The organism is Rhodococcus sp. P3_B8 (assembly GCF_056402775.1).
Genome location: NZ_JBFUGT010000687.1, coordinates 1 through 679, shown reverse-complemented (window position 1 = coordinate 679; position 679 = coordinate 1). Strand labels below are relative to the sequence as shown.

General features: G+C 67.5%; 1 protein-coding gene. It reads right to left on the bottom strand.

Annotation, left to right across the window (positions count from 1 at the left end; all coding sequences use genetic code 11):
- A partial coding sequence (locus AC1D1G_RS45765; protein WP_477957007.1) for a phosphate signaling complex PhoU family protein occupies positions 1 to 486 on the bottom strand: 486 nt, incomplete at its 3' end.
- Positions 487 to 679 lie beyond the last annotated feature (193 nt).

Genomic DNA, 679 nt, shown 5'->3' with positions numbered 1-679 from the left:
TCGGTGCAGGTCGTCGAGCTCGTCGTCGCGTCTGCCGAGCTCGGCGGCCAGCTCGGGATCATGGGTGCGCAGGACCTGTTCGGCGAGACCGGCAAGCGCGGTCGCCGCTCGCCCCATCCGGTTCAGGATTTCTTCCGTCTCCCCCGAGGTGACGTGGTTCGGGTGCCGGCGGCGCACACTCTCGGCCACATGCTGCGCCAGCCCGCCCATCCGGCTCAGATCCGACACCAAATGCACCCCGGTGACGACCTGGCGCAGATCCCGGGCGACCGGGGCCTGCAACGCCAGCAACGCCATCGCCTGCTCCTCACACGGACCGTGTAACCGCTCGATCTGCTCGGTGAGGTCGAAGACCCGCTCGGCCCGCGGAAGATCAGCCCGGACCAGGGCGTCGGTGGCCGACTCGATGGCCTCACCGGCCAGGTGGCACATCAGCGCCAGCCGGTTGGTCAGGTCGTCGAGCTGTTCGTGAAACTTGATCCGCATCGGCATCATCCTGGGGTATCCGCAGCGGCTATCGACCTGCTGGGCGATCCGCACGGAAGATCGCTCGTCGATGACGGGTCCGGTCCGACCGTGATGCCGACCGGAATTACCTTGTGGGAGTGCCGGTGCTGCGGAAGGTCCCGTCTCGCAGATCCTGGTCGGGGTTCCACGTCGAGACAGCCCAGATGACGAC